This is a genomic window from Pseudomonas sp. GW821-FHT11G12, from assembly GCF_058808055.1.
The window spans coordinates 1388021-1408875 of record NZ_JBXARH010000001.1 but is presented as its reverse complement, the minus strand read 5'-3'; the positions used below and the strand labels follow the sequence as shown (position 1 = coordinate 1408875).

Below are 20855 nucleotides of genomic sequence, written 5' to 3'. Positions count from 1 at the left end.
CCCGGCGTGAAACACGCCAGGCCTGCCGCACTGGGCGTCAGCATCGGGCTGAGAGCGTGCGGATGTTTAGAGTCTTTGACCGCGGCGTTAAGCGAGGGTTAACCCGGCTGAATGCCGGCTGTCTGGCGGGGGGATTGTTTCGTGGGAGAGTCTCGGCGGATTCCTGCAAGGGTGGATGCCTTGTCTGCTTTCGGCGGTTCAAGGGGGGCGCAATGGTCCCCTGTTGAACAAAGAATCTCAGCGTCTACGGATAAGGTTTCAGCTCAATCAGCGCTTCACCTTCGACGGTTGAGGAAGCCGGCAACTCATCCGCTTCCAGATAGGCGTCCGCCGGACCGTAAATCAGGTACTTGTGGACGCTTTCATGCCCGACGTTCTCGAATATCACTTGAGGGCCTTTCGAGCCGCTCAATATCCAACGAGGGCGGTTCCTTTCCGCAAATTCCACACGGTGTACCCACCTGTCAGTTGTATCCCGAAAGAACAGGATGCCTTGTTGGTAGTTGGAGCTGAACTCGCCAGTGATCAGAAAGACATTCACGCCTTTGCCTGTGGGCACGCATTGCCAATCAACACGACTGCCGAAAGACTTATCGGCATCTGCATACAAGAATCCGGTTTCTTGCTCCTGACGGATCTTGTAAACGTGAGCGTCGGAGAGGGGATGGCCCCGCAGCAAGGATAGTCTGCTGTAGGAGCCGGCCAGATCACACTCAGCCACCGTCGTGAACGGCGGCTGAGCGGCAAAGGCGTGAAGGCTTGATGCGATGAGTCCAGCCGCGAAGACTACGTTGCGTATCACGCAGACTTCACAACCTGCTTTGGCGACACGACGGTGCCTGGCTTGTCGTTAGCGGCCGGGGCCGGAATGACCGGCGGCAGAATCGCGATCCCGGTGCCCGCGCCCGGCGCACCACCGGTATTGGCTTTCACCTCGGCACCGCTGATGGTCACGCCACCGGCATCGACCTTGACGAAGCTGCCGCCAGCCTTGGCCGTCAGCTCCATCCCGCCCTCGATCACAACTTTGTCGCCAGCGTGGTAGTGAATCTCCGTGCCTGCTTCCACGAACTGCCCGGTGCCGACCTTCACGTGCTGAGTCACGCCCACGGTCAGGTGATCGTTGGCGCGCATTTCGCTCTTGCGATCCAGATGAGTGATGCGGTGTTCCTCGACCTTGAATTCGCTCAGGGTATTGGCTTCGACGGTGTCGTGCCGTTCGTTGCCAACCCGAATCTTCTGGTCGTGCTCGATGTTTTCGTCCCAGTCGCGCTGGGCGTGGATGTAGATCTGCTCCACGCCTTTCTTGTCTTCGATGCGGAACTCGTTGTAGCCCTTGCCGCCCGGTGAGCTCAGGGTTTTGAAGGTGCTGCGGGTCTTGTTCGCCGGCAGGTCGTAGGGGACGACGTTTTCCTTGTGGTACAGGCAACCGGTGACCAGCGGCTGGTCGGGGTCGCCTTCAAGGAAGGTCACCAGCACTTCCATGCCGATCCGTGGAATGGCGATCCCGCCATAGGCCGCGCCGGCCCAGCCGCTGGCGACGCGCATCCAGCAAGTGGTCTTGTCGTCAGCCTGGCCGTCGCGGTCCCAGTGGAATTGCACCTTCACCCGGCCGTACTGGTCGCAGTGGATTTCTTCGCCGGCGGGGCCGGTGACGATGGCGGTCTGGCTGCCGAGGACTTTCGGTTTCGGGTGTTCGAGGGCAGGGCGGTAGTGCGCGTCCCACGGGGTGGCGACGAAGCTGTTGCGGTAGCCCTGGTGGAAATCGCTCTTGTTGTCGGTGACGTCGCTGGTGACGTTTTCGCCCAGCACTTGCGGTTGCTTGCCTTCGTGGAAGATTTCCAGCAGCAGCCACAGGTCGTTCCACTCGGCGCGCGGGTGTTCGGCCAGGGACATGAAATGGCCGGTCGTCAGTGTCGGCTCGTCACCCTTGCCTTCGGCGAGTTTGTAGTCGCTGCGATGGCGCTCCAGCGCTCGGGTCGAGAGGAACTTGCCGCGCTCACGGGTGGTGAAACGGCCGGGATAGTCGTAGTCCTCAAGGTCCGGCATGAACGCGGATTTGGCGGCGCCTTCAGGCAGGATCTTCGGTTTCTCGAAATCGTAATCGCGACGGCTGACACGGCTGGTGCGGGTTTCCAGGCGCAGGTTGAAGCGCTTGATCACCGGTTTGTCGGCGGTCATGCCGGAGTCTTGCTGGTAGTTCACCGGTTTCAGTTTGCGGAACACGGTCTGGTCGTCACCGAACACCAGTTTGTGGCCGCTGCTGCTGTGCTGGAAGTGGAAGTGGATGCCTTCCTCTTCGCACAGGCGCTGGATGAAATGCAGGTCGGACTCGTCGTACTGCACGCAGTAGTCGCGTTCCGGGTACTCGGCGCCGAGCTGGAAGCTGTAGGCGTCGGCCAGAATGCCCCGATCTTCCAGGACTTGAGCGATGATCTTCGGTACCGTCAGTTGCTGGAAAATCTGCTGGTCATGGTTGTGCCGCAGGTAGGCCAGTTGCGGCACCAGACTGATGCTGTAACGGGTCAGGGTCTTGCCGGAGTCACCTTGCTCGATGCGATACACCAGGCCATGAATCTTGCCCTCGCCGGTGGCGCCGAACGTCAGGCAGCCGGGCTTGTGCAGGAGTTCTTCGAGCTTGAGGTCGGGACGGGCGCTGACCAGTTCGAGGTCGAAACGGAACGGTTCGTTGAGGGCTTCGCGACCGGTGAAGCTGAGGACTTGCAGATCGGCGGAAGCGCCCTCGAGCGTGAGGGTAATGTGGGTAGCGTTGGCGTCCAGCATGCCTTGATTTCCGTCCTTTGGATTAGCGTGGGCGGATGGTGCAGGATTAAACGGCCTCGTTCAAGGCGCAAATGCCGTAGAAGCACCGGCCCGAAGGCATAGGGAAAACCCTTAGACCGGTTGTTTCGCCTTGTGAAACCGGTACTTGCGGGCGACTGATCCAGCGCAATCGCCAACGACGGCCTTCAAGAACAATCAGTCAGTTTCAGACTAAAGTCGCCTGTAGCACGTCAAAGCCATCTGCCATCATGGGCGCTCACCCCCGCGTGTTCACTTCCTTCCGGTTCTTTACTGTTCCGGGACGGGAGCTATTTCTGGTTTGTTTGCGCCCCTGCGCAATCGTTGTTCTGTTGGAGTTTTCAATGCGTCCCCCATTTCCCCTCATCACCCCGCGCCAGTCGTTTGGCTTCGGAGCCTTTGTGCTGTGCGCCGGTTTTACCGCGCAGGTTCAGGCCAGCGGTTTTTTCGAAGACACCACGGCGAAGATCGAGTCGCGCACGGTGTACTTCAACCGCGATTTCCGTGATGGGCACACCTCCAGTGATCAGGGCGCATCCAAGCGCGAAGAGTCGGCGCAGGGTTTCATTCTCAACCTGCAATCGGGCTATACCGAAGGCACCGTCGGTTTCGGCATCGATGCGCTGGGCATGGCGGGTTTCCAGCTCGATTCCAGCCCTGATCGCAGTAACAGCGGACTGCTGCCATCCAGTGGCGACAACCCGCGTGGTTCGAAAGGTCAGTACGCGAAGATGGGCCTGACGGCCAAGGTGAAAGTCTCGGACACCGTGCTGAAATACGGCGCGCTGCTACCGGATCTGCCGCTGCTCAAGTACAACGACGGCCGCCTGCTGCCGACCATGTTCAACGGTGCGATGCTGACGTCCAAGGAAGTGAAGGACCTGACTTTCATGGCCGCGCGCCTGGACAAGTACACCGCCCGGGACTCGACCGACTCCCAGGACATTCGCGTGCACTGCAAGAACAAGCGTTATGCCTGCAACGTCACCGCCGATCATTTCGACATGTACGGCTTCGATTACAAGATCAACGATCGCCTGACCGCGCAGTATCACTACGCCGAGCTGGAAGACATCTATCGCCAGCACTTCGTGGGTCTGCTGGGCAACCAGCCGCTGGGTGATGGTGTGCTGAAAGCCGATCTGCGGTTGCTGAAAAGCGCCGACAGCGGCGATGCAAAAGCGGGTTCCATCGACAACCGTGCCTTGAGCGGCATGCTGTCCTACGGCATCAGCGGCCACACCTTCAGCGCCGGCTGGCAGCGCATGAACGGTGACAATTCGATGCCGTATCTGGATGGCAGCAACCCGTACCTGGTGAACTACGTGCAGGTCAACGACTTCGCCGCCGCACAGGAACGTTCCTGGCAGCTGCGTTACGACTACGACTTCAAGGCGATCGGCATCAACGGCCTGAGCTTCCTGACCCGTTACGTGAACGGCGACCACATCAAGGTTCCGGGCAGCGATCAGGAAGGCAAAGAGTGGGAACGCGACAGCGAGTTGAAGTACGTGATCCAGAGCGGCACGTTCAAGGACGTCAGCCTGCGTTTGCGTAATGCGACGTATCGCACCAACTACGAGAAGTTCGCCCGGGACGTGGATGAGACCCGGTTGATTGTGAGTTACAACTTTTCGGTGTTGTAAGTCCGTTCAGTTCAATGACCATCGCGAGTTCACTCGCGATGGTTTTTTTTGGCCTGCGATCAGAGCCAATGCCAGAACCGGCTCCAGAACCCGCGATTCAGATCATCCTTGCACGCCGCATATTGCTGGCCGTACATGTCCGAGCGGTTCTGTACCTTGCGCGCCACCGGCGGCAGCCACGCCTTGCTGGCATAGGTCTTCTGGCGAAACCCGCCCCAGCCTTCGTGGTAATTGAGGTACTGGTTGTAAGCGTCGTACTTGTACACGCCGTTGACCGAGGTGGTCTTGTCCATGTACCAGCCGACAAAGTCGATGGCGTCGTCGAAGTCTTCGCGGTCGGCGCCGTGACGGCCGGTGCTTTTCTGGTAGTCGGACCAGACTTCGTCTTTGGCCTGCGCATAACCCGATGCCGTCGTGACGCGACCCCACGGAATCACCCACAGCAGGTATTTGCGCGGCGTCTTGGCGTCGTAGCGGTAGCCGGACTCCTGATACATGATCGCGAACGGCACCTGGATCGGTACGCCCCAGCGCTTTTGCGTGACTTGCGCTGCGTCGTACCAATCACTCTTTTCCCGAAAAATCTCGCAGAGGTTTTCCGGCGAACGCGGTGGCGATGTTCCGCAACCGGTCAGCAGTGCCGCCAATACCAAAAGTCCAACCGTACGCCCCGAATTCAAAAGCCGTCATCCCGTCGTGCAAAAAAGGGCGCCAGTCTACGCGGTCAGGTCAACTGATGGCGATAAGGCAAATCCGGACCTGTCTTGCTGCACGTCAGGGCGGCCGCCTGTACGGCAAACCTGAGCATGGCGTCGATCTGTTCGCGTTGCAGATGCTGTACGCCTTCCACCGAATCCAGTTCCTGCTCGGTCAGCCAGGTGATCAACGCGGCCTGGAAGGTATCGCCCGCGCCGACGGTATCGGCGATTTTCACCGAACTCGCCGGCACCGACCATGAACCGTGAGCACGACTGAACACGGTCGCGCCTTCACCGCCACGGGTCAGGAACACCACCTGGCAGCGATGCTGCAGCCAGCCTTCGATGACGCGCTGCGGATCCTGCTCGGGGTACAGCAGGCTCAAGTCTTCGTCGCTGACCTTGATCAGGTCCGCCAGTTGCACCAGCGTGGCTATTCGCTCGCGCCACAGCTCGATGTTCGGTTCGGGATTGAGGCGCACGTTCGGGTCGAGGGTGATCAGGCGTTTGCCGCTTTCACGCTGTATCAGCGCAAGCAATGTATCGGCAACTGGTTGCACCACCAGCGAGAACGAACCGAAGTGCAGACCGCGCACTTCAGACCCCAGCGTTGGCAGATGCGCCAGGCTCAACTGGCGGTCAGCGCAGCCTTCACCCCGGAAGCTGTAATGCGGCGAGCCATTGGCGCCCACCGCGACCATGGCCAGCGTGGTCGGCGCGGCGAAGTCCACCAGATAATCCGGGCGTACACCTTCATCTTTCAGAACTTGCTGCAAACGACGGCCGAGGTAGTCGGTGGACAACCCGGCGAACAGCGCCGAGTCCACGCCCAGTCGGCGCAAACCCACGGCCACGTTGAACGGCGAGCCACCGGCAATCGCCTTGAAATTGACTTTCGACGCCTGCCCGCCGGCATCGTCTTCGCTGAAGAAATCGAACAGCGCTTCGCCACACACCAGGTACATAGTTGTTTGCTCTTTATAACGTTGCGACATGCAGTCGATAGCGTTCATAGGCCTGCTGGAAGGCCGCGACATTCGCGGCAATCGGCAGGGTTTCACTGTTCAGGTCGAGCTTCACGCAGCGTTCGCACAGGTCGGCCAGGGTGTCTTCGTGGCCGTTGGACCACGACTTGCACCACGCCGCCTGAATCGCCGCGCCCAGGGCGGCCGCTTCGCTTTGCTCGGTGCAGATCACCGGGGTGTTCATGATGTCGGCGACGATCTGCCGCCACACCGCACTTTTCGAGCCGCCGCCGATCAGGCAAATGCTGCGGCTTTGTAAACCATTCTGACGCAGCAGATCCAGTCCGAATCGCAGGCCGAAGGTGGTGCCCTCGACGGCGGCGCGGCACAGATTGGCCCGGGTCAGGTTATCGATCGTCAGGCCATGCAGGCTGCCAGTGGCGTGGGGCAGGGGAGGCACGCGCTCGCCGTTGAGGAACGGCAGCATGCTCACGCCTTCAGCGCCGATCGGCGCCTGGGCCACCAAGGCGTTGAAAGCGTCGAGATCGAGCTCGAACAATTCGCGGATCGCGCCGGTAGCGTTGGTCAGGTTCATGGTGCAGATCAACGGCAACCAGCCGCCGCTGGACGAGCAGAAGGTTGCGACCGAAGCATCCGGACTGACCTTTGGCGCTTCAGCGTAGGCGTACACCGTACCGGAGGAGCCGAGACTCATGGTGATCGCACCCGGCTGAATATTGCCGGTGCCGATGGCGCCCATCATGTTGTCGCCGCCACCGCTGGATACCAATGCGTTGGGGTTGATACCCAGTTGTTCGGCAATCGCCGGCAGGATCGTGCCGACCGCTTGATGGGCGTCGATCAGCTCCGGCAGCGCTGCTTGCAGACGGCCGCTGGCGTCGATGTCGCGCAGCAACTGCAAATCCCATTGGCGGGTGCGCACGTTGAAATAACCGGTGCCGGATGCGTCGCCGTATTCGCTGCAACTACGACCGGTGAGCCAGAAATTCAGGTAGTCGTGGGGCAGCAGGATCTTTGCGATCCGTGAGAAAACGGCGGGATGTTGTTCCTTGGTCCATAGCAGTTTGGAGACGGTGTAACCCGGCGCGATGACCACGCCGAGGCGTTCCAGCGAGCCTCTTTCGCCGCCCAGGTAAGTCAGTAGCCGATCGTTTTCTGCGGTGGTTTCGGTGTCGCACCAGAGCTTGGCCGGGCGCAGTACCTGGCCTTGGTCATCGAGCAGCACCAGACCGTGTTGCTGGCCGGAAACGCCGATTCCGAGGATCGATTGGCCGTCGACATTTGCTGCCAGCAACGCACGCCGGGTGGCGAGGGCGAAGGCCTCCAGCCACTGCCCGGTGTCTTGCTCGCGACGGCCGTTGGCACCGCTGATCATCGTGTGGGCGGCGGCACCCTGGCCCAACACCTGACCGCTGGTGGCGTCGAGGATGATGGCTTTGGTGCCTTGGGTGCCGCAGTCGATGCCCAGGAAGAGTTGTTGGGTTGTCATGAGTACCTCACCCGTCAGGACAGAATGCTTTCCAGAGTCCGCGTCACTCCCTCTTCCCGCAAGCTTTTCAGGCACCACTCAAATGCCGCCACAAACTCCGTCGAACGCGGTATCGCCGTACCGAAGATTTCTTCAATCCCCAGCAGCCGCTCAGTAATCAAAGCATCATCCGCCACCAACGCCTGACAAAACGCCGCCCGAGGATCCGGAATCGAATAAGTGTCGCCATTCTCATCCACGCCTTTCAGATACAACGCCCAAGCTGCAACGACCAATGCCGCCCGTTTGGTCTCGCGGCCATCCGCAATCAACCGATTGATCGTCGGAATGGTGAACTTGGGAAACTTCGACGAACCATCGGAGCAAACACGTTCAAGCTGATCGGCAATCGCCTGATTGGAGAACCGCGCCACCAGCGTGTTCTTGTACTCGGTCAGGTCGATGCCCGGCACCGGCGCCAGTTGCGGGGTCACGTCCAGGTCCATGTAGGCGCGCATGTAGCGCACGAACAGTGGGTCATTCATGGTGTCGTGGACGAAGCGGTAACCCTTCAGAAAGCCCAGATAGGTCAGGGCCAGATGACTGCCGTTGAGCAGTTTGATCTTCATCTCTTCGTAGGGCGAAACGTCGTCGGTGAACTGCACGCCGACCTTTTCCCAGGCCGGGCGGCCGTTGACGAACTTGTCTTCCAGCACCCATTGCACAAACGGTTCGCACACCACTGGCCAGGCGTCGTCGACGGCGTGTTTGTCCGCCAGTTGCAGGCGATGCGCGGTGCTGGTCATCGGGGTGATGCGGTCGACCATGGCGTTGGGGAAGCTGACGTTGGCGTCGATCCAGTCACGCAAGTCCGGATCAAGCAGCGCGGTGAAGGCCAGCAGTGCCTTGCGGGTGACGGCGCCGTTGTGTGGCAGGTTATCGCAGGACATCACGGTAAACGCCGGAATGCCCGCCGCACGCCGCCGGGCCAGCGCCGCGCAGAGGAAACCGAACACGGTTTGCGGCTGTTGCGGGTAAGTCAGGTCGTGCTGAATCTGTGGCAGGTGCGTCATGAACTCGCCGTTGCTGTCATCGATGCAATAGCCACCCTCGGTGATGGTCAGCGAGACGATGCGGATCTGTGGATCGGCGAGTTTGTCGATCAGCACCTGGGCGCTGTCGCTGGCCAGTAGCATGTCGCGGATCGAACCGATGACGCGGACTTCGGTGTCGTCGCTGTCGCCCAGTTCGAACAGGGTGAACAGGTAGTCCTGTTCCATTAGGTCGTCACGGGCGCGGCGGTCTTCGGCGCGCAGGCCGACGCCGCAGATCGCCCAGTCCAGCGCTTCGCCGGTGTTCATCAGCGCATCGGTGTAATACGCCTGATGCGCGCGATGGAAACCGCCGACGCCAATGTGGGCGATGCCCTGGCGGGTGTCGTTGAGGCTGTAGGCCGGAAGCTGCACTTCGGCGGCGAGGCGGTTGAGGTTCTGTTTGTTGAGTTTCATCGGGTCAGTCTCGAAATCAGGCGGCGGCGCGCAACGGGCGGGTCAGCGCCACGCCGTCGGCATCGAACAGATGGCAGTGGGAGGCGTCCAGGTGCAGGTTCAGTTGTTCGCCGTAACGGCTCGCCAGATCACCGCGCACGCGCATGGTCAGGGCTTCGCCGGCGTTGGTCCTGACGTGGCAGAAGGTGTCGCTGCCCAGCCGTTCGCTGACGTCGGCGGTGACTTGCAGGGTGCAGTCGCCCGGTTGCGCCAGCTCCAGATGTTCCGGGCGAATGCCCAGGGTCACAGCGCTGCCGACGCTCAGATTTGCCGCGTTGAACGGCAGGGTGATGCGCGTGCCGGCGTCCAGCGAAACTTCGCAGCTCTGGCCGTCGACCCGGGCGATCTTGCCCTTGAGGAAACCCATTTTCGGCGTGCCGAGAAACCCGGCGACGAACAGGTTGGCGGGGTTGTGATACAGGTCCAGCGGCGAGCCGACCTGTTCGATCTTGCCGCCATTGAGCACCACGACTTTGTCGGCCATGGTCATGGCTTCGACCTGATCGTGGGTCACGTAGATCATCGTCGCCTTGAGGTCCTTGTGCAGGCGCAGCAGTTCCAGGCGCATTTGCACCCGCAGGGCGGCGTCGAGGTTGGACAGCGGTTCGTCGAACAGGAAGATTTTCGGGTTACGCACGATCGCCCGGCCGATGGCCACACGCTGACGCTGGCCGCCGGACAGTTGCTTCGGCTTGCGTTCCAGCATCGGGCCGAGTTCGAGAATCCGTGCCGCTTCGCCGACTTTCTTCTCGACTTCTGCCTTCGGTACGCCGGCCAGGTCGAGGGCGAACGACATGTTCTTTTTCACGGTCATGTGCGGATACAGCGCGTAGGTCTGGAACACCATCGCCAGATCACGCTTGGCCGGGCTGACTTCGGTGATGTCGCGACCGTCCAGTTCGATGGTGCCGCCGCTGACTTCTTCAAGGCCGGCGATCAGTCGCAGCAGGGTGGATTTGCCGCAGCCCGACGGGCCGACGAATACCACGAATTCCTTGTCGTTCACCTCAAGGTCGATGCCCTTGATGATGGAAAAACCTTCGAAGCCTTTTTGCAGATTCTTGATTTTCAGGTTGGCCATGGTGGCGCTCCTCATACGAATTCTTATTTCACGGCGCCGAACGACAGGCCGCGCACCAGTTGTTTCTGGCTGATCCAGCCGAAGATCAGGATCGGCGCGCAGGCAAGCGTCGAGACGGCCGACAACTTGGCCCAGAACAATCCTTCGGGGCTTGAGTAGGAGGCGATCAGCGCGGTCAGCGGCGCGGCTTTGGACGAGGTCAGGTTCAGCGACCAGAACGCCTCGTTCCAGCACAGGATCAGCGACAGCAGCACGGTCGAGGCCAGCCCGCCCTTGGCGATCGGCAGCAGCACCCGAAGCATTTCCTGCATCAGCGTGGCGCCGTCGAGGCGGGCGGCTTCGAGGATGTCTTTGGGGATGTCCTTGAAGTAGGTGTAAATCATCCAGACCACGATCGGCAGGTTGATCAGCGTGTAGATCACGATCAGCGCAATGCGCGTGTCGAGCAGGCCGAAACTCTTGGCCAGCAGGTAGATCGGCATCAGCACGCCTACCGGCGGCAGCATCTTGGTGGAGAGCATCCACAGCAGCGTGCCCTTGGTGCGCTGGGTTTCGTAGAACGCCATCGAGTAGGCCGCCGGCACCGCGATCAGCAGGCAAAGAGCCGTGGCGCTGAAGGAGATCACCACCGAGTTCCAGGCAAAGCTGAAGTAATCACTGCGCTCGTTGATGTGCAGGTAGTTCTCCAGCGTCGGCGTGAAGATGAACTGCGGCGGCGTGACGAAGGCGTCGATTTCGGTCTTGAAACTGGTCAGCACCATCCAGAAGATCGGGAAGAAAATGATGATCGCGATGGCCCAGGCCAGCGTGCCGAGCAGCAGGCTTTGCAGCCGGCGGGATTGTTGAAGAGTCATGGCAGGCCTCAGGCTTTGTCAGTCAGGTTTTTGCCGATCATCCGCACCAGAATGATCGCGGCGATGTTGGCGATGACCACGGCGATCAGGCCGCCGGCCGAGGCCATGCCGACGTCGAACTGCACCAGCGCCTGGTTGTAGATCAGGTAGGCGAGGTTGGTCGACGCGTAGCCGGGGCCGCCGTTGGTGGTGGTGAAGATTTCGGCGAACACCGACAGCAGGAAGATCGTTTCGATCATTACGACCACCGCAATCGGCCGCGCCAGATGCGGCAGGGTCAGGTGCCAGAAGATCGCGACAGGGCCGGCGCCGTCGAGGCGGGCGGCTTCTTTCTGTTCCTGGTCGAGGGACTGCATGGCGGTCATCAGGATCAGGATCGCGAAGGGCAGCCATTGCCAGGAAACAATGATGATGATCGACAGCAGCGGGTAGTGCGCCAGCCAGTCCACCGGTTGCGCGCCGAACAGCTTCCAGATGTAGGCCAGGATCCCGGACACGGGATGAAAAATCAGGTTCTTCCAGATCAGCGCACCGACCGTGGGCATGATGAAGAACGGTGAAATCAGCATCACCCGCACGATGCCGCGGCCGAAGAACTCGCTGGCCTCCAGCAGCGCACTGATCAACACACCGAACACCACGCTGATCAGCAACACGCTGCCCACCAGCAGCAAGGTGTTGGTGGCGCCGGGCAGGAACCCGGAGTCGGTCAGAAAGTAGGTGAAGTTATCCAGCCCGACGAATTCATTGATGCCCGGGTCGAGCAGGTTGTAGCGGATCATCGAGAAATAGACGGTCATGCCCAGCGGCACGATCATCCACAGCAGCAACAGGGCCACCGAAGGGCTGACCAGAAACCAGCCGGGATTGGCCACGCGGTTTTTGCGCTGGGGTTGCGACAGGTCGATGTGGGCTTTGGCAGTTGAAGTATTCATGGCGATCACATACTCGAGATACAGCGAGTTCTTTGAAGGGAGGGAGCAAGCTCCCTTCCTTCAATTGAAGAGGGCAGTGGTTACTTGGGGTAACCCGCGCGCTTCATCTCGCGTTCGGTGGTTTGCTGGGCGGCGGTCAGCGCCTGGTCGACCGTGGTCTGGCCGATCAGTGCCGCCGAGAACAGCTTGCCGACCTGGGTGCCCACACCCTGGAACTCAGGAATGGTCACCAGTTGAATGCCGATGTAAGGCACAGGCTTGAGGGTCGGTTTGCTCGGGTCAGCCGCTTTCAGCGACTCCAGCGTGACCTTGGCAAACGGTGCGGCGCTCATGTAGGCGTCGCTGTAGGTCGAGGCACGAGTGCCCGGCGGTACGTTGGCGATGCCGTCGGTCTTGGCGACCAGTTCGCCGTACTCTTTTGAGGTGGCCCAGGCACTGAATTCTTTGGCGGCGTCCTTGGCCTTGGAGCTGGTCGGAATCGCCAGCGCCCACGAGTACAGCCACGCCGAGCCTTTATCGGTGACCTGATGCGGCGCAAAGGTGAAGCCGACGTGATCGGCGACCTTGCTCTGGGTCTTGTCGGTGACGAACGAGCCGGCGACGCTGGCATCGACCCAGATTGCGCATTTGCCACTGTTGAACAGCGCGAGGTTTTCGTTGAAACCGTTGCTGGAGGCACCCGGTGGGCCGGACTTCTTCATGGTGTCGACGTAGAAGTTCAGCGCGTTCTTCCATTCCGGGCCACTGAATTCGGGTTTCCACTGCTCATCGAACCAGCGTGCGCCGTAAGCGTTGGCCACGGTGGTGATCAGCGCCATGTTCTCGCCCCAACCGGCCTTGCCGCGCAGGCAGATGCCGTATTGCTCCTTGTCCTTGTTGGTGAGTTTTTCGGCGAAGCCTGCGATCTGCTCCCAGGTCGGACGCTCCGGCATGGTCAGGCCGGCGTCCTTGAACAGGTCGGTGCGGTAATAGGTGATCGAGCTTTCGGCGTAGAACGGCAAGGCGTACAGCGAACCCTTGACTGACAGGCCTTCACGCACCGACGGGAACACATCGTCGAGGGCGTAACTGGCCGGCAGATCCTTCATCGGTTCCAGCCATCCTTTTGCACCCCAGAGTGCGGCTTCGTACATGCCGATGGTCAACACGTCGAACTGACCGCCCTGGGTGGCAATGTCGGTGGTCAGGCGCTGACGCAGGACGTTTTCTTCCAGCACGACCCAGTTCAACTTGATGTCCGGGTGCTCGGTCTCGAAGGTTTTCGAGAGCTTTTGCATGCGGATCATGTCGCTGTTGTTGACAGTGGCGATGGTCAGGGTCTGGGCGCCAAGGCTGACGCTGCTGAGGGTCATGCAGGTGAGGGCAAGCAGAGCTTTTGCAGTGGGTTGCATCGTGCACTCCTTTTCTGCACCCGGTGGGGGACAGAAGGACAGTTATTGTTTTTGTGTCTTCCGGCTGCAGGAAGAATGTGCACTGATTACAGCCTTCAATCGCAGGGCTGACAAATCATCCCTAGCACTTGAATCGATACTTTTTTGCACTCTCGATTGACGCGACAAACACAGGGAAGGGCGTTTCAGGACAGCGAGGGCAATGAAACCGTACAGGTTTTCGGGCGTCAGCCGTGGTTTTGCTCGGTCAGACGCTGCACCACCAGCCGCCGATAATGCGAGGGCGTCATGCCTTTGAGCTGCTGAAAGCGCCGATTGAAATTGGAGATGTTGTTGAAGCCCGACTCGAAACACACCTCGGTCACCGGTTTGTCACCGTCCGCCAGCAGTTCGCAGGATTTGCTGATGCGCAGGCGATTGACGAACTCGATGAAATTGCGCCCCGTGGCCTGCTTGAACACGCGGCTGAAATAGGTCGGTTTCATGCCTAGGTGCTCGGCGACTTCCTCCAGCGGCAGTTCACGGGCGTAGTGGGCGAAGATGTAATCCACGGCGCGGTTGGTGCGGTCGATGTTGTGTTCGTCGGCCAGTTGCGGCGTGGTTGCGCCGGATAGCAGTTGGTAGTCATCGGAGGCCGCCAGCAATTCCATCAGGATGAAAAAGTGCCCGAGACGGGTGATGCCGCTTGAATCGGCGATGCGTTGCATCAGGGTCATGGCCTGACGAATCGTCTGCGGTGAGCGGAATTCGATGCCGTACTGCGCACGCTCCAGCAGCGGCGCCAGGGTCTTCAGTTCGGCGAACACCTGATGACCGCTTTCGAACAGCTCATCAGTGAAGTTGACCAGCATGTCGCGCTTCTCGACCACTTCGTCTTCGGCCACCTGGCTGATCCAGTTGTGCGGCAGGTTGGGGCCGGTGAGGAACAGCGTCTGCGGGTAGAAGTTGCCGATGTAGTCGCCGATGAATACCTTGCCCGAACTGGCCACGATCAGGTGCAGTTCGTATTCCTTGTGAAAATGCCAGCGCACCAGCGGGCAGGGGAAGCCGTGCTGGCGATAAATGATGGACAACCCGTTGTGGTCATCCATCAACTCGTAGGAGGGGTCGGTCACGCGGGCGGTTCGGGTCATGGTCGGACGCTTTTTTTGTTATCGCCCGGCGATCATGCCTCTTTGCGCGCCCGTTACGCCAGCAGGCGATCAGCGGGGCGCAGGTGGGCCTTGGTTTGATTCACGGCACGGCAGAACGACACGATGTTGCTCTCTTCGATGAAGTCGACGTTGATGACGTTGCACTTCATTGCCCAATCACTGTTGTCTGGATCGAACCACTCGTTCAGTTCTTTATGAATATCAACCGGGCCGCCCAGTGCGGTGTAACAGGTGGCGGACAACGACCAGGGTTTCCACGCGCCAGGTGGGGATTTCAGGACATTGCCGATGAACTGTTTCAACTCCGCCGAGTCGGTCCGATTGCTGCCCGACCATTCATGGTTGATGTAATCAATGAACACATGGCGATCAAGTTGCCAGTGTGACCGAGCGGCCGCAAATACACGTTGCTCCTTGCTGATGTGTTTGAGTTGCCCAAGGCCGGCGCTCAGGTTTCTGCTCGGGATCAAGCGATGTCCGAGCAGGTGAATCATCATTTTATTGAAGTAGTCATAATCGAAGTCGTTACCGTCGAGACTGTGGAAGTCCAGAACAATGAACTCGTCCGGGTTTTGCTTCAGAAAGTTTTCTACGTCGGTGATCAAGTTGCCCAGGGTTCGGGAGTTGCGGTGTCCGCCATGGTGAGCACGGAATCTGCTGACGCCTTCGGCCTTTGGCTCGTAAGCCAGGCGAATGTCCAGCACCCGTGCGCCATGGTGAAGTTGGGCGTGAAACGAGTCATGCTGGCAAGCCAGCCAATGACGGGGTGGGCCGAACACTGGATAACTGGCGCGCCAGTCGCTGCCAGCGTTGTGGGTTCCCGGCAGGGTCAGTTCGGATATCGAAAGTGAATTGATGGACGGTGTCGCCGCCATCCAGTTATAGGAGGCGTAGTTATTGATGTCGGTCATGCATGCATCCTGCATAAGTTGATTGAGGCGCCACTCTTTAATAACGAAAGTGGCGCGGGCAGGATGTTTATAGTGTTTAGCTTTTCAGATGGCTATCTATCGATTGATACAGGTTGTTGGTTGTTGTGTTTATAAATTTCAGGGCTTTATTATTTGTTTGCATTCTTTGCTTCAATCCACTGCGCCATGTATTGCGTGCTCTTGTGCGAGTGATGTCGCAACATGCTGCCGGTGAAGTTGTTGCGTCTTAGTTGGGCAATGTTTGCGCGACAGTCCAGCAGCTTATTGATCAGCGCCGGCCCATGGATGGCCTGCTGATAAACCTCCTGGAGTAGCGCGTGCCCCTGGAATTGGGCCGCTTGCCAACGCACCTCGTCGCGATAAAGCTCGACCGCGGCATTGGCCAGATCCTGCGCCTTACGGCAGACAGCGCCCGGCCAGGGTTGGTCGGTATGCATGCCTTCAGCGCCAATCGGCGTGGTGACACTCGGCGTGCCGCAAAGCATGGCATCGATCAGCTTGCCTTTGATGCCGGCGCCAAAACGCAGGGGCGCCAGGCAGATGCGCGCATCGGACATGACCTGCAACGCATCCTCGGCCCAGTTCATGATGTGAAAACCCTGTGCGGCATTGTGCAAGGCTGCAGCCTTGGGCGGCGTGTAGGCGCCGTAGATGTGCAATTGTGCTTTGGGCAGTTGTTCACGGATCAGTGGCCAGACGCTCGACTTCATCCATAAAACCGCGTCCCAGTTCGGTGCATGACGGAAATTGCCAATACTGAGGAAGTGCGCGCGCTCCTCGAAAGGTTTCGCCGGTGCGCTGGGCGGTTCGACCATCAACGGACACCAGTGCAACAACTCGGGCGGCAGCTTGAACTGCTGCACCAGCAACTCGATTTCCACCTGCGAAATCATCAGGTTCAGATCGCAGCGGTAGAGCGCGGCGATCTCGCGCTTGGCCAGGTCGGTGTCGGCCATCAGGTCGAACTCTTCGGCCAGCGCCGGGGAAAACAGCTGATCGAAATCGTTGGCGTCATCGCTGAGCTTGAGGCGATCCTTCAACCGCTGATGACGGGCATGCCGCAGGCTTTGCAGATCCGAGGTTTCCAGAACGCGCAAGGCATCAGGGCAGTGCTTTTCCACTCGCCAGCCGAACTGCTCTTCGATCATGAACTGGTCGAACAGCACGATATCCGGGGCGAGTTCGCTGATGAAGGTGTCGAAGCTGCTGTTGTTCAGCTCGATCGGGACTTCGCGGATGCCCAATGCAGTCAGGTCGGCGCGGTGCTCACCGGTGCCGGCAGGGCTGGCAAAGGTGATTTGCCAGCCTTGTTGCAGGAAGGTCTCGAGAATCTGCATCACGTGCCCGCTCGCAGCGGAGGAGCGGGGTTCCGGCCAGACGTAACCAATGACGAGGACTTTGGTTGCGGGCTGACTCATGAGAAACGATTCCTGGGACGAAGAGACGGAAAAAAGGCGCGCGAATTAAAACACAACGCGCGCGCCCGCCGATCCGCTTTTTCTCAGATCGATGCCCTGGCAAGTTTGAGCCGAACCGAACCATCGATGAAGCCAAGCTTGGTGGTTTTCTTCACACCGTTCTGAATCCGGGCGAGATTGAGCAAGAACGCTTCCCGGTGAGTGCGTACCTGATCGAGCATGGACACGGCCAGTGAGTACGAGTCTGCGTTGAGCAGTGCCGGGTGTTTTTTCACCAGTGTCGGCAAAGTATTCTCAATGACCCCCAATAGCTCGAATCCCTCACCATAGGCAGCGTTGAAATGGGGATTGGACAGGTTTTTAGGGTGTGCCTTGTGGGCGTCCTTGGCGAAATCCAGTAACCCGGCCACGTCCATATCCGCAGGTCCAGCCCCGGCCTGCTTCAAGCGCCCGTAGTAGAGGTCCAGTGTGTCCGGTGCGCCGTGGGACATTTCATGAACCAGCACGTCACCGATCCGGCCGTCGTCGTACTTCGCCATGCGGTAATAATCGTCCAGTCCTTCTGGATAGACCACCAAAAAACGCTCCGGAGGACTCTTTAGATAGGAGCCGTCGAGGACGCTGGTCTTCCAGCGCTTGTAGGCCGCTGGACGTAACGCCGCGTTGGCCTCGGAACCCTTTTTGAATGACATGTTGGCCAACGTGACGTAATCCAGATCGTTGCGCATGTTGTGCAGATTGGCTTTCACATGTTTGAGCACTTCATCTGAATCATTGCCAAACACATGCTTGAGAACCGCTCTGACGTCTGCGTTGTCACTGTCCATTAACATCAACGTTGCGTTATCGAGTTTTGATTTGGCTGCCGGCAGTGCTTTTTTCACATAGGCCTTTGTGTAACTGAAGGGTTTTGTGCGCCCGAAAAGCCGTCGAAGTGGTGCAAACGGCGATACCTTCAGATTCCTGAGTTTCGGCCCCCAGGCCCCACCGACCCTGAGATTCAGTGCATACCAGTCGCTGTTGCGTTGCAGTGCCAGAAGATTGGCCGATTCGCCCAGGCCGTCCGCCGCTTTCCAGGAACCTTGAAACAGGTCGGACTTTTGCGCGGCTTTTATCAAATCGTAAGACTGAGCGCTGCCGGTCAACCTGCGCAGTTGGCCAGTGGCCGCGTCTACGACTTTAAGCCCGTGTCTGCTCAGTAGCAGGACGCCTTTTTTTGCCAGGCGTCCACTCTGAACCGCCAATGTCGGCAATCCGTCGAGCGGGTTGAAAATCGACGCCGCAAAGTGAGCACCTGCCTTTGCAATGCTCAGCACCTTGGCAGTTGTCGAGGTTGTTTTGCCGACAATGCCGGCAATCGTTGCGCCGAAACCAACCACCAGCCCCAGCAATGCCAGGCCATCGAGAATGCAGCCGCCGATGCCTTCGGAAACACGAGGGGCATCACCGGAGCGGATGTCCTCGATGCATTTCTTGAAGGGCACGATCACATTGATGGCCGCTTCATTCAGTTGAGCGTTTTCAGTGCGTATTTTTTGCAGTTCGGTCGGCGCGTACAACGATGCATACAGCTCATCACGGCTGGCCACCGGATGATTGCCCCAAATACCCTCCGCCAAAGCGTCAAATGCCCGGGAAAAGAACAGGGGCACGGGCTGGGTTTCATCTGACGCAAGAAGAAAGTCAGTGAGTTTTTCCACCACGACACTGGAGGCCGTTCCCTGTTTCGGCTCGTTTCCATTCAGATAGGCATCAAAGTCGAGCGGCCACGGCTGTTCAGGCCTTTTGGGCTGAAAGTCCGTATCCACGCCGTCATATGACAGCGAAGGTTCTTCGTACACAACACCGCTGGATCGCAATATATCGACGAACTCCGGGCGTTCTCGGCACAGCCCTCTGAGCGGAAACAACTCATAACAGCGGAATGCCTTGCCATGCTGGCATCCCAGAATAATGCCGTAGCGTCCTTTGGCTTCATTGCGTTGGCGTTGGGTTTCTTGAAATGGATTAATCGGATTAACGGATTTTCGGACCGTATACAAGGTGATCAAACCATTGGCGATCATTGTCCTGTCACGTTCTGGCAAGTTGGAAATGGCCATTTTGAGAATGGAGAACAGCGTTTTGTTGAGCGTCAGATGGTATTGCTCGAAAGCCTTGTCAAATAAAACGTCAACCGGTTTCAGTTCGCCGAGCCTTGTAAAGGCTCCGGGGGGTGTTTTGAATTTTCCGACAGCTATGAACTTGTCGGTCAGTTCCCCGTTCACGACCAGATCACCAGACATGTAAAGGTCAAGAATCGAAACTCGAAGTCTTCCGATTCTGGAGCTGCTGCTCACATTTCCCTGGTTGGAGAGAAGAAAAAGTCTTATCCACTCCAGAAAGTTGCGCTCACCAAGAGCAAGGTCAAAATTGGCCTTGTATACCCGATCCTCCAGGTAGCTGCCGGCCGGTAACAATCGTTTCAGTTCTTGCAGCGCCAATTCCCGTCGGTCAGGCGGAATGATCGCGATGCCTGTTTCCACTTCATTCAACGCCTCGACATATTGGCTGAAACGTCTGGCAGCCGTGGTAAACGCGTCCACATCTACTTCATTGCCGGCAGATTCCGGCAAAACGCCGTTGAACATTGCCCACTGGATGATTGGCGTGATTGTCGCCAGTTCATGCAGTGCGTGTTGGGCGGTGCTGATGGGGACCAGTTCAGAAAATGCCTTGATCTCGTCGTAGGTCATCAGGCGCGATGCACCGGGCGCCGTCAGCTCAATCAAAGTGACAGCCTGGGAGACGGTTACCCAGTCCGGTTTGCCGGCCGTCAATTCGGCAGGCACTTGTCGGACCAGAAACTGTGGCGCTGCGCAGGCCAGCAGAAGGATTGCAGCCAGGGGTGCATAAATAGGGGGCAGTTGCGCTTCACGAACGAGTTGCCACTCCAGTGCAGTAACAACTTGCGAAGGTGTTTTCGAGGCATTGTCCGGGTGATACAAATGAAACCCGGCAATCACCCTGGCGTGCCGCCCGACCTCGAATCCCAGGTCCAGAATCACCGCGGTAGCGACCATGCACTTGATCTGGCTCCGGGCAGTTTCAGGATTGTCGTCAAGATGCCATCCCAGCCTGTCATGCAGGTTGATTCCCAACGCCCCGGCCTCGGGTGTCTGCAGGAAATGCTCCAGATAAAAGGTTGCTCGTTCAAGTCTCTGATTGGCCGGGAGCGAAATGAAGTCCGGGGTGCCCAGATGTTGCAACAGGCTGACGCGCCCCATTGTGGTGTCTTTGACGATCTTTTTGATTGTTTCACGATCGGTTAACGAAAGATGGAAGGGTGAGTCGGCAGGCGCCAGCAGCAAATCGTGATAATCCCCGGTAGTCGGGCCCTCCGTAAGTTTAAACTCCAGCCATGTAACAAGTTGGCGCACATCTGCAACGGTGACGGGCAATGTATAGCCGTGAAAGCGTAACCATTGTTCGACCCCAATGATGTCCCTGGAAAAGACGTAGCCCCCGGTGTGTTCTGCGCAATCGGCCAGCACGCCCATTTCCCGGCGCATTTCAACTGTTATTGCAGCCTCATTTGTCAAGTCTCGCCAAATGCCTTGATCCTGAATGCTGAGTCTTGCGTGCTCATCGACACATACAATAGCTTCCGTGGGAAGTGAGTTGATTTCCACCAGGAAAAGATAGTCTTCGGTTTCAAGCAGTTTCAATAAAGCGACACGCGCGAATTCCTGAGCGTTATCAAATGTTGTATCTGGAATTCTTGGAGATGTTACGAAGCTCAGGTTGACCGAGGCAGCATCTGCATGCCCTCCAATCATGGAAGACAGCGTAGATGCGATATTCGATTTCTCTGTTTGATCGAGTTTTTGTCGTGCGCCAAATTCCATTTCGATGTTTTCGAGATGCAACAGGCTACCGCCCTGTGCGATTTGCATGAGCAACC

The 20855-nt window shown here is 58.7% G+C and carries 15 protein-coding genes; 1 reads left to right on the top strand and 14 read right to left on the bottom strand.

The annotated features are described in order from the left end of the window. Window positions 1–244: 244 nt before the first annotated feature. Both AC1RR7_RS06220 and AC1RR7_RS06215 read right to left on the bottom strand, forming a co-directional pair. A complete protein-coding gene (locus tag AC1RR7_RS06220) occupies window positions 245–802 on the bottom strand; it encodes a hypothetical protein (protein WP_493156676.1) in 558 nt (185 codons plus the stop codon). Continuing rightward, window positions 799–2784 carry a type VI secretion system Vgr family protein gene (locus AC1RR7_RS06215; RefSeq protein ID WP_493156674.1) on the bottom strand — a complete coding sequence of 662 codons (1986 nt, stop codon included), beginning with the start codon at window positions 2782–2784 and terminating at the stop codon, window positions 799–801. The genes AC1RR7_RS06220 and AC1RR7_RS06215 overlap by 4 nt, the downstream gene beginning before the upstream one ends. A 362-nt stretch (window positions 2785–3146) precedes the next feature. On the opposite strand from AC1RR7_RS06215, the gene AC1RR7_RS06210 reads away from it, so the two are divergent. Further along, window positions 3147–4448: an OprD family porin gene (locus AC1RR7_RS06210; RefSeq protein ID WP_096820353.1), complete on the top strand. Its 1302-nt coding sequence runs from the start codon at window positions 3147–3149 to the stop codon at window positions 4446–4448. A 59-nt stretch (window positions 4449–4507) separates the two neighbouring features. On the opposite strand, the gene AC1RR7_RS06205 is transcribed toward AC1RR7_RS06210, so the two are convergent. The 12 genes from AC1RR7_RS06205 to AC1RR7_RS06150 form a co-directional block, all read right to left on the bottom strand. Next, window positions 4508–5128, bottom strand: coding sequence for a transglycosylase SLT domain-containing protein (locus tag AC1RR7_RS06205; protein ID WP_273538147.1), 621 nt, complete (start codon window positions 5126–5128; stop codon window positions 4508–4510). Between the two features lie 44 nt (window positions 5129–5172). Further along, a complete protein-coding gene (locus AC1RR7_RS06200) occupies window positions 5173–6111 on the bottom strand; it encodes a carbohydrate kinase family protein (protein WP_273538145.1) in 939 nt (312 codons plus the stop codon). Between the two features lie 13 nt (window positions 6112–6124). Then, window positions 6125–7621 carry a xylulokinase gene (gene xylB, locus AC1RR7_RS06195; RefSeq protein WP_096820356.1) on the bottom strand — a complete coding sequence of 499 codons (1497 nt, stop codon included), beginning with the start codon at window positions 7619–7621 and terminating at the stop codon, window positions 6125–6127. 14 nt (window positions 7622–7635) lie between these two features. Further along, window positions 7636–9108 carry a mannitol dehydrogenase family protein gene (locus tag AC1RR7_RS06190; protein WP_493156671.1) on the bottom strand — a complete coding sequence of 491 codons (1473 nt, stop codon included), beginning with the start codon at window positions 9106–9108 and terminating at the stop codon, window positions 7636–7638. A gap of 16 nt (window positions 9109–9124) precedes the next feature. Beyond that, the gene (locus AC1RR7_RS06185) at window positions 9125–10228 is read right to left on the bottom strand and encodes an ABC transporter ATP-binding protein (RefSeq protein ID WP_102619822.1); all 1104 of its coding nucleotides are present in this window, start codon (window positions 10226–10228) and stop codon (window positions 9125–9127) included. Window positions 10229–10251: 23 nt separating this feature from the next. Next, window positions 10252–11082 carry a carbohydrate ABC transporter permease gene (locus AC1RR7_RS06180; protein WP_493156669.1) on the bottom strand — a complete coding sequence of 277 codons (831 nt, stop codon included), beginning with the start codon at window positions 11080–11082 and terminating at the stop codon, window positions 10252–10254. A gap of 8 nt (window positions 11083–11090) precedes the next feature. Further along, on the bottom strand, window positions 11091–12017 hold the full coding sequence (locus AC1RR7_RS06175) for a carbohydrate ABC transporter permease (protein ID WP_249486264.1): 927 nt from the start codon (window positions 12015–12017) through the stop codon (window positions 11091–11093). An 80-nt stretch (window positions 12018–12097) separates the two neighbouring features. Continuing rightward, window positions 12098–13408, bottom strand: a complete 1311-nt coding sequence (locus AC1RR7_RS06170) for an ABC transporter substrate-binding protein (protein ID WP_102619823.1) — start codon at window positions 13406–13408, stop codon at window positions 12098–12100. 227 nt (window positions 13409–13635) lie between these two features. After that, the gene (locus AC1RR7_RS06165) at window positions 13636–14541 is read right to left on the bottom strand and encodes an AraC family transcriptional regulator (RefSeq protein ID WP_096820362.1); all 906 of its coding nucleotides are present in this window, start codon (window positions 14539–14541) and stop codon (window positions 13636–13638) included. 53 nt (window positions 14542–14594) lie between these two features. Next, window positions 14595–15473 (bottom strand): PI-PLC domain-containing protein, encoded by an 879-nt coding sequence (locus AC1RR7_RS06160; protein ID WP_493156666.1) that lies wholly within the window; start codon window positions 15471–15473, stop codon window positions 14595–14597. A gap of 149 nt (window positions 15474–15622) precedes the next feature. Continuing rightward, window positions 15623–16912 carry a glycosyltransferase gene (locus tag AC1RR7_RS06155; RefSeq protein ID WP_493156664.1) on the bottom strand — a complete coding sequence of 430 codons (1290 nt, stop codon included), beginning with the start codon at window positions 16910–16912 and terminating at the stop codon, window positions 15623–15625. 83 nt (window positions 16913–16995) lie between these two features. Then, on the bottom strand, window positions 16996–20847 hold the full coding sequence (locus tag AC1RR7_RS06150) for a hypothetical protein (protein ID WP_493156662.1): 3852 nt from the start codon (window positions 20845–20847) through the stop codon (window positions 16996–16998). Window positions 20848–20855 lie beyond the last annotated feature (8 nt).

Coding starts and splice junctions, on each gene's coding strand:
- AC1RR7_RS06215 (WP_493156674.1), bottom strand. CDS start 2,784: ATGCTGGACGCCAACGCTACCCACATTACCCTCACGCTCGAGGGCGCT.
- xylB (WP_096820356.1), bottom strand. CDS start 7,621: ATGACAACCCAACAACTCTTCCTGGGCATCGACTGCGGCACCCAAGGC.
- AC1RR7_RS06210 (WP_096820353.1), top strand. CDS start 3,147: ATGCGTCCCCCATTTCCCCTCATCACCCCGCGCCAGTCGTTTGGCTTC.
- AC1RR7_RS06150 (WP_493156662.1), bottom strand. CDS start 20,847: ATGCAAATCGCACAGGGCGGTAGCCTGTTGCATCTCGAAAACATCGAA.
- AC1RR7_RS06160 (WP_493156666.1), bottom strand. CDS start 15,473: ATGACCGACATCAATAACTACGCCTCCTATAACTGGATGGCGGCGACA.
- AC1RR7_RS06200 (WP_273538145.1), bottom strand. CDS start 6,111: ATGTACCTGGTGTGTGGCGAAGCGCTGTTCGATTTCTTCAGCGAAGAC.
- AC1RR7_RS06170 (WP_102619823.1), bottom strand. CDS start 13,408: ATGCAACCCACTGCAAAAGCTCTGCTTGCCCTCACCTGCATGACCCTC.
- AC1RR7_RS06155 (WP_493156664.1), bottom strand. CDS start 16,912: ATGAGTCAGCCCGCAACCAAAGTCCTCGTCATTGGTTACGTCTGGCCG.
- AC1RR7_RS06180 (WP_493156669.1), bottom strand. CDS start 11,082: ATGACTCTTCAACAATCCCGCCGGCTGCAAAGCCTGCTGCTCGGCACG.
- AC1RR7_RS06165 (WP_096820362.1), bottom strand. CDS start 14,541: ATGACCCGAACCGCCCGCGTGACCGACCCCTCCTACGAGTTGATGGAT.
- AC1RR7_RS06190 (WP_493156671.1), bottom strand. CDS start 9,108: ATGAAACTCAACAAACAGAACCTCAACCGCCTCGCCGCCGAAGTGCAG.
- AC1RR7_RS06175 (WP_249486264.1), bottom strand. CDS start 12,017: ATGAATACTTCAACTGCCAAAGCCCACATCGACCTGTCGCAACCCCAG.
- AC1RR7_RS06185 (WP_102619822.1), bottom strand. CDS start 10,228: ATGGCCAACCTGAAAATCAAGAATCTGCAAAAAGGCTTCGAAGGTTTT.